Source organism: Actinomadura luzonensis (assembly GCF_022664455.2).
Lineage (GTDB): Bacteria > Actinomycetota > Actinomycetes > Streptosporangiales > Streptosporangiaceae > Nonomuraea > Nonomuraea luzonensis.
The window spans coordinates 1-8,014 of record NZ_JAKRKC020000007.1; the positions used below are offsets into that span (position 1 = coordinate 1).

The 8,014-nt window shown below is 73.0% G+C and carries 1 protein-coding gene and 1 pseudogene; both read left to right on the forward strand.

All coding sequences use genetic code 11. The features are described 5' to 3' along the window. A pseudogene (locus tag MF672_RS50990) lies at window positions 1–2,067 on the forward strand (hypothetical protein); the annotation flags it as partial. 3,364 nt (window positions 2,068–5,431) lie between these two features. Further along, window positions 5,432–8,014, forward strand: a 2,583-nt coding sequence (locus tag MF672_RS50995; protein ID WP_507161390.1) for a helicase-like domain-containing protein, incomplete at its 3' end; no start/stop codon positions are given.

Here is an 8,014-nt window from a genome sequence, read left to right on the forward strand (position 1 = left end):
GTGCTGATCGGGTCGACGGAGAAGATGGGCGTCGGCACCAACGTGCAGGCCCGCGCGGTGGCGCTGCACCACATGGACTGCCCGTGGCGGCCGGCTGACCTCGCGCAGCGCGAAGGCCGGGTCGAGCGTCAGGGCAACTTCAACCTGGACCACCACTCCAAAGACGTACAAATCCTCCGATATGTGACGGAAGGGACGTTTGACGGCTATAGCTGGCAGACGGTGGAGCGGAAGGCACGGTTCATCGCCCAGCTCCAGCGCGGCAACCTCGACGTGCGCGAGATCGAGGACGTCGGCGACGCCGCCCTGTCCTTCGCCGAGGTCAAGGCGCTCGCGACGGGTAACCCGTTCCTGCTGGACAAAGCGCAGGCCGACGCCGACCTGCAGCGGCTGGAGCGGCTGGACCGGGCATGGGCGCGTAACCAGGCCGGTCTGGAGCGGGCTGTGGCCGACCACAGCGAGAACATCCGCATCACCGAGATGTTCATCGCGGACTGGCAGGCCGCGCTGGACGCCCGCGTCGAGACGCGCGGCGACGCGTTCACGATGACGCTCGGCGGCACCACCTACACCAAGCGGGCCGACGCCTACGAGCCGCTGAGGAAGGCCGCCGCCGACCATCTCGGGGCCCGGCCGTGGGTGGAGGGGAAGCGGGTTCAGATCGGCGAACTGGGCGGCCACCCCGTCTACGCCGAGACCGGCCGCGATACGAACTTCAACCGCGTGGTCAAGGTCGGTTTCGACTGGCCGCGCGGCATGGCGCCGTTCCGGCAGGAGCACCTGGGCGAGGGCGGCGGCCGCGGCATGATGGCCACCCTGGAGAAGCGGCTCGCCGCGCTGGAGGACCAGATCGCCGCCGGCCGCGTGCAAGTCGAGACGTCGCAGGAGGAGCGGGCGCGAGCCGAGCGAGGCGTCGGGCAGCCGTTTCCGCACGCGGACACGCTGCGCCAGGCCCGCGTGCGGTCGCAGGTGCTGAACGAGCTGATCGGCGCGATCACGCGGCGGGACGAGCTGAAGGCCAACCTGCGCGACAACAGCAGCCAGGAGGACAAGGACAAGTTCGCGCAGGCCGAGGCGGACGTGCAGGTCGGGGAGCGGCGGCTGGCCGACCTTCGGCCGGCGGAGCGGCCCGACCCGGCCGCGCAGCCGGACCCGGACCTGACGCCGCGCACCACGGACCCGGTGACCATGGTGTCGGCCGACGACGACGGGGAGGCGGTGGTCGACCGGCCGGACGACGGCCTGGTGAGCCTGCCTGAGCAGGACGCCGAGGGGAGCGACGGGGAGGACCTGGACCACGGCCAGGACGACGGCGAGCTGGAGGACGCCGGAGGCGAGCAACTGCCCGACGACGTCGTTGACGACATGCCCGTGCCCGAGGAGCCCGAGGCCGCGCCGAACGAGCCCGCCCAGGAGGACGCGGCTCCTGCGGCCGGGGAGCGTGGCGGGCGGGACGAGCCGCAGACCGCCGAGCAGGACGAGCAGGTGGCGCGGCCGCGCGCTGCCCGCCCAGGCGGCACCAGCACCCGAAGCGGCGGCGGCGGTGGCGGTGGCCGGGCTGGTGGCCAGGGGGCGGCGCGCCCGCAGGTGACGAGCAGCCCGCCCAGGCAGCCCGAGCGGGACGTACGCTCCCCCCACGCCGGAAGGGCCGACCCCGCCCGAGCAGCGCGACCCCGCCCCCGAGGGGCAGGTGTACGGCGACCAGATCCGGCCCGGCGACACCCTCGCCGTGCCCCCGGCCGGGCCCGGCGCCGGAGTCGGCCGGCGTATCTCGGCGCGCGGCACCTACGTCCAACCGGGCGGCGCGGCCCGGCTCGGCAGCGACCGGGTCACCCGCACCGTCGTGGACGTCGAGCCGACGTCGGGCGGCCACGCGGTCAAGGTGCGGTTGGACGACGGGCGCACGATCAGCGTGCGCGCCGACGAGCTCATCGGCCGGGGCGACCCGGCCGAGGTCCAAGACGCGGCCGGGAAGCGTGTCGGCGAGTGGGTGTCGCACCGGCGGGTGGAGTTCGGCGACCGCATCTCCTACACGGTGCCCGGCCAGAACCTCCCCGCGAGCTTTGACCGGGAGCAGTACGGGGTGGGCCGGTTCGATGAGGTGCGCGTGTCCGGCACGGTCGGCGTGCGCCAGCCCGGCATGCCGTACGGCGAACTGACCGAGGTCACCGTGCGGCTGCCGGACGGGACGCTGGTGCCGGTGGAGCGGATGCGCGGCCGCTGGCCCGAGCGGGTCATCCTCCTCGATCCGGTGCCGGGTGAGGAGGACCTGGGCGAGGCCCCGGCGCCGACCGCGGCCGAGGGCGGCCCGGATCCGAGCGCGCCGGCGGCCGCCGATCTGGTGTCCGGGGACCGGCTGCCGGCCGTGCCCGGCGGAGCGCCCGGCGTGGTGGAGCGGACGGAGCGGCCCGGAGACGGGCTCACGCACGTGACGGTGCGCACCGACGACGACGCCCGCCACGTCCGGCCGATCCCGGACGAGCGGCCGGTCCCGGTGGCCGACGAGCCCGCCCCGGCGGCCGTCGATGCCACCGAGGTTGTGGGTCTGGCGGTGGGTGACTGGTTTGTCGACGAGGACGGTCAGGTGCTGCGCGTCGTGTCCGAGCCGGTCGTGGACGGCGACCGGGTGCGGTTCGACGTCGCCACCGTGGACGGGGCCGCGTTCGAGGTGGACGCTGACCGGGGCGCGGTGGTTGCGCGGGTCACCGCCCCCGGCAGCGGAACCGGCGCGCCTGACCCGGCACCGGACCCGGTGGCGGAAGCGGTGGCGGCGGACCTGGACGAGGACCACGCCGCCCGCCCGGCGCCGCTGCCCGACCCCGAACCGGCCGCCCGGGTGGCGGTCGCGCCGGTCGGCGACGACGTGCCGGTGGGCCGGGTACGGCTTCGCACCGCGCAGCGGCGCCGCGTCCTCGACCTGGAGCTCGACGCGCAGGACGCGCCTGTCAGCGCCGAGTTGGCGCAGGCGGCCGCGCGGCTACGCGCCCGCCAGCCGCTCACCGCGCCGCAGATGCGGGCGCTGGCGGCCCACCTGCGCGCGCTGGGCGAAGACGAGAGCCTGCCGGGCGCGCGCCGGCGTTCGCACCAGCGCACCGCCGGGTGGGTGGACGCCGCCTACGCGCGCATGTCCGGGTTCCCGGCGCCGCCGCACGATCCGGGCCGCGCCGCGCCGGAAAAGGCGTACGCGGCCAACCTGACGATGGGCGACACGATCGCCGTCCCTGACGAGAGCGACCCGGGCCGCGTGGTGTTCGGGACGATCACCGCGCGCCGCGCCATCAGAGGGTTCGGGCTGGTGCAGGTGCACGTTCGCATGGCGGATGGGAGCGTGCAGCAGCGGCTCATCCCGGACAAGGTCGACGTGTGGGTGATGCCCGACCTGCCGCCGGACCGGGAGGTGCCGCCCACCCTCGACGCGGCCGGCGACGAGCTGGGGTTCGAGCCGGAGGAGCACGTGCACCCGTCGCGGATCGAGGTCGGCGACGCCATCCGCTACCCGGTCGGCGGAGGCCGCTACCCCATCGCCCGGGTGCAGTCCATCCGCCAGGTGTCGCGGCCGTTCGCCGAGCGCGACGAGTGGCGGGCGGAGCTCGCGGTGCTGGACGAGCGGGACCGGCCGATCCACACCGAGACCGTCACCCTGGCCTCGACCGGCCGGCCCACCGTGGTGCGGACGTTCCGCGGGCCGGGCTCGGCGGATCAGTCGTGGGAGAGCGCGTTCTCCTACGACGGTGACGGCCAGATCGCCGCTGACCGGCTGCAGGTGGGTGACCGGGTGACGATAGCTGGTGTTCCTGCCCGCCGAACCCGGCAGACAGGACGCCGAGCTGCCGAGCGACGGGAACCGTCCCGTGTAGCAGCCCAGACCCGATTCCGGCCGGAGTCGCAGGACGACCTCGCCCCGGCCGGTGAGAAGGCCAAGGCCAGAGCGAACATCGCGGCCGTCCGGACGCTCCGCGCGCTGCAGGAGTCCGGCCGCCAGCCGACCGAGGACGAACGCCGCGTCCTGGCCCGCTGGTCCGGGTGGGGCAGCGTGCCGGTCATGTTCGCCGGCAAGCCCAAGCGCGCGAACTACAAGGACGACGCCGCGCACGCCCGCGCCGTCGCCAAGTGGGAGTCGTTCGGCCCGGAGCGCGACGAGCTGCGGGCGATGCTCGACGCCAAGGAGTGGCGGGCCGCCGCCCGCAACACCCTGAACGCCCACTACACCGACGCGGGCCTGGTGGGCGCGGTGTGGGAGGCCGTGCAGGGGCTCGGCTTCGACGGCGGCAACGTCCTCGAACCCGGAAGCGGTGTCGGCACGTTCATCGGCATGGCCCCGGAGCGGGCGCGCATGGTCGGTGTCGAGCTGGACCCGACCACCGCGGCGATCTCCAAGATGCTGTACCCGCACGCCGAGGTCCGCAACGAGAGCTTTGCGGACACCCGCGCCCCGGAGGGCGCGTTCGACGCCGTGGTCGGCAACGTGCCGTTCGGCAAGTACACGTTGACCGACCGGGAGCACAACAAGGCCGGCCACTCGATCCACAACCACTTCATCCTCAAGAGCCTGGCGCTCACCCGGCCGGGTGGCGTGGTCGCGGTGCTCACCTCCCGGTACACCCTCGACTCGCAGGACGCGAAGGCCCGCCGCGACATGGCCGCCATGGGTGACCTGGTCGGCGCGGTCCGGCTCCCGGCCGGCGCGCACCAGCGGGCCGCCGGCACCGACGTCGTGACGGACCTGCTCCTCTTCCGCAAGCGGGGCGAGGGTGAGCAGCCCGGCGACACCTCGTGGGTGGAGTCCTCGCCGATGGAGATCGGCGGTGTGGAGCTGCCGGTCAACAACTACTTCCACGCCCACCCCGAGCACGTGCTCGGCGAGCTGGCGGTGGGCCGGGGCCAGTTCACCGCGCAGGACCTGACCGTACGCGGGGATAAGGACGCCGCCGCCGCGATGCGGAACGCGCTGGCCGGCATCGTCGCCCGCGCCAACACCGAAGGCCGCGGCTACCAGGCCCGCGCCGCCGACGAGCCCGCCGTGGAGCTGCGCCTCGCGGACAGCGTGCGCGAGCACGAGGGCTACATCGCCGCCGGCGAGGACGGCACCTTCACCCAGGTGTCCGGCGGCGCCGTCGAGGCGCTGGACGTGCACCCGTCGCAGGCCGAGCAGCTCCAGGCGTACATGGGGTTGCGCGACGTCGTGACCGCGCTCCTCGATGAGGAGTCCCGCGCCGACGCCGAAACCGCGCGGATGCGGTCGCTGCGGGCGGAGCTGAACCGCCGCTACCGCGACTTCGTCGCCCGGTACGAGGCGATCTCCAAGCCGCGTAACCGCATCTACACCCCGGCCGAGGCCAAGGCCGCCGCCGAGGCGGAAGGGCGGAAGGTCGAGGACGCCGACAAGGTCGCCACCGCGACCGCGTTGTTCCGGCAGGACCCCGCCAGCGCGATGGTGTTCGCGCTGGACCGGTGGGACGCCGACACCAAGACCGCCCGCCCGGCCGACATCTTGAACAAGCGGGTCGTGGCCGTCCGCAAGGGACTCCCCGACCGGGCCGAGGACGCCGGGCAGGCGCTCGCGCACGTCATGGACTTCTACCAAGAGGTTCGGCTAGACGAGATCGCCCGGCTGCTCGGCGTCGAGGAGCCCGAGGCGCGGCGGCAGCTCGGCACGCGGGTGTTCAACGACCCCGCCCAGAGCGGCCGGCTGGTGGTCGCGGCCGAGTACCTGTCCGGCAACGTCCGCAAGAAGCTCGCCATCGCGCGCAAGGCGGCCGAAGACGACCCGACGCTGCTCGGGAACGTGGCCGCGCTGGAGAAGGTCCTCCCCCGCGACCTGACCCCGGGCGAGATCGACGCGAAGATGGGCGCCCCCTGGATCGGCGAGCGCGTCGTGCAGGAGTTCCTGCAAGACATTCTCGGCACGCGCGGCGTACAGGTCGAGCACGGCGGCGGCTCGGCGTGGGCGGTCAAGGGCCCCGCGCACGGGATCGAGGTCACCTCGACGTGGGGCACCCCGGAGCGGCCGGCGCCGGAGATCGCCGAGGCGCTGCTTCAGCAGCGCACGATCAAGGTCACCAAGACCATCCGGATCAACGGGGAGAAGAAGACCGTCCCCGACCCGGACGCGACCATCGCCGCGCAGGAGAAAGCGCAGGCGATGGCCGAGCGGTTCTCCGAATGGGTGTGGGAGGACCCGGACCGGGCCGCCCGCCTCGCACGCCGCTACAACGACCTGTTCAACTCGGTTGTCCTGCGCAGCTACGACGACGCCGACCCGGCGCTGCCGGGCCTGGCGGACGGGTGGACGCCGCGGCCGCACCAGAAGGCCGCCGTCGCGCGGATCCTGTCGGAACCCGCGGTGCTGCTCGCGCACGAGGTCGGCGCGGGCAAGACGGCCGAGATGGTGATGGGCGCGATGGAGCTGCGCCGCACCGGCCTCGCGCGCAAGCCCGCCATCGTGATCCCCAACCACATGCTGGAGCAGTTCTCCCGCGAGTTCCTGGAGATCTACCCGCAGGCGAGAATCCTCACCGCCAGCTCGGAGGACCTGCAAGGGGACAAGCGGCGCGAGTTCGTCGCCCGCGCCGCCACCGGCGACTGGGACGCCGTCATCCTGACGCAGAAGGCGTTCGAGAAGATCGACATGCGGCCGGAGGCGCAAGAGGCGTACATGAACGCGGAGCTGGACATGCTCCGCGAGCAGATCGCCCGCGCCAAGGAGCGTGAGGGCAAGTCCCTGCTGCTGAAGGACATGGAGCGCAAGCTCGCCGCCGCTGAGGAGAAGCTGAAGTCGAAGCTCGACGGCGTCAAGGACGAGGGCGCGGTCTACTTCGAGCAGACCGGCATCGACTACCTGATGGTGGACGAGGCGCACCACTTCAAGAACCTGCGCACCGCGTCCGCGATCGAGGGCGCCGCCATCGACGGCTCCAACCGCGCCAGCGACCTGCACATGAAGCTGCACTACCTGCGGTCGACGTCGACCAGCGGGCGGGTGGTCACCCTGGCGACCGGCACGCCGATCGCCAACAGCGTGACCGAGGCGTACACGATGCAGCGCTACCTGCGGCCCGACCTGCTGGAAGACGCCGGGCTGGAGGACTTCGACTCGTGGGCGGCGACGTTCGGCGAGATCGTCACCGAGATCGAGCTGAACCCGGACGGCAACGGGTTCCGGCAGAAAGCCCGGTTCGCGAAGTTCCGGAACGTGCCCGAGCTGATCCGGCTGTACCGGATCGCGGCGGACGTGAAGACCGCCGCCGACCTCAACCTGCCGACCCCGCCCGTCCGCAGGGACGCGAACGGCAACCGGGGCGAGACCGTCGTCATCCCCGCCAGCGAGGAGCAGCTTGCGTACATCGCGGAGCTGGGCCGGCGGGCCGAGAAGATCCGCATGGGCGGGGTGGACCCGGCCGAGGACAACATGCTGAAGATCAGCGGCGACGGCAAGCGCGCCGCGCTGGACATGCGGCTGATCGACCCGGGCGCCGGCGGCGAGGGCGGGAAGATCGACGTCGCGTCCGACCGGATCGCGGCGATCTTCCACGAGACGAAGAACCACGTCTACCCGGTCTCGAAGGACAACCCGAACCCGCACCCGACGCTGGGCGCGCTCCAGATCGTGTTCATGGACCAGGGCACTCCGCAGCCCAAGTCGTCCGGGCCGAAGCTGCGCAGGCACGAGGTCCCGGCGGGCGCGGTCGCTGCCGGGATGCTGATGTGGGATCGCGGCCACGCCAGGAAGGTGCTGGCCGTGCGCGCGAGCGAGGACGGCAACAGCTACACGGTCGACCTGGCGACAGCGAAGGGCTCCAAGCAGATCCAGGTCAACTCGTGGGACTACGTGGACATCTCCCGCGAGGGCGAGTTCGAGGACGCCGGCGTCGAGCGATGGTCGGCGTACGACGCGATGAAGGAACAGCTCATCGCGCGCGGCGTGCCGGCGGAGAAGATCCGCTACATCCACGAGGCCAGCACCGACCAGCAGAAGGCCAAGCTGTTCGAGGACGCCCGCACCGGCAAGATCGCC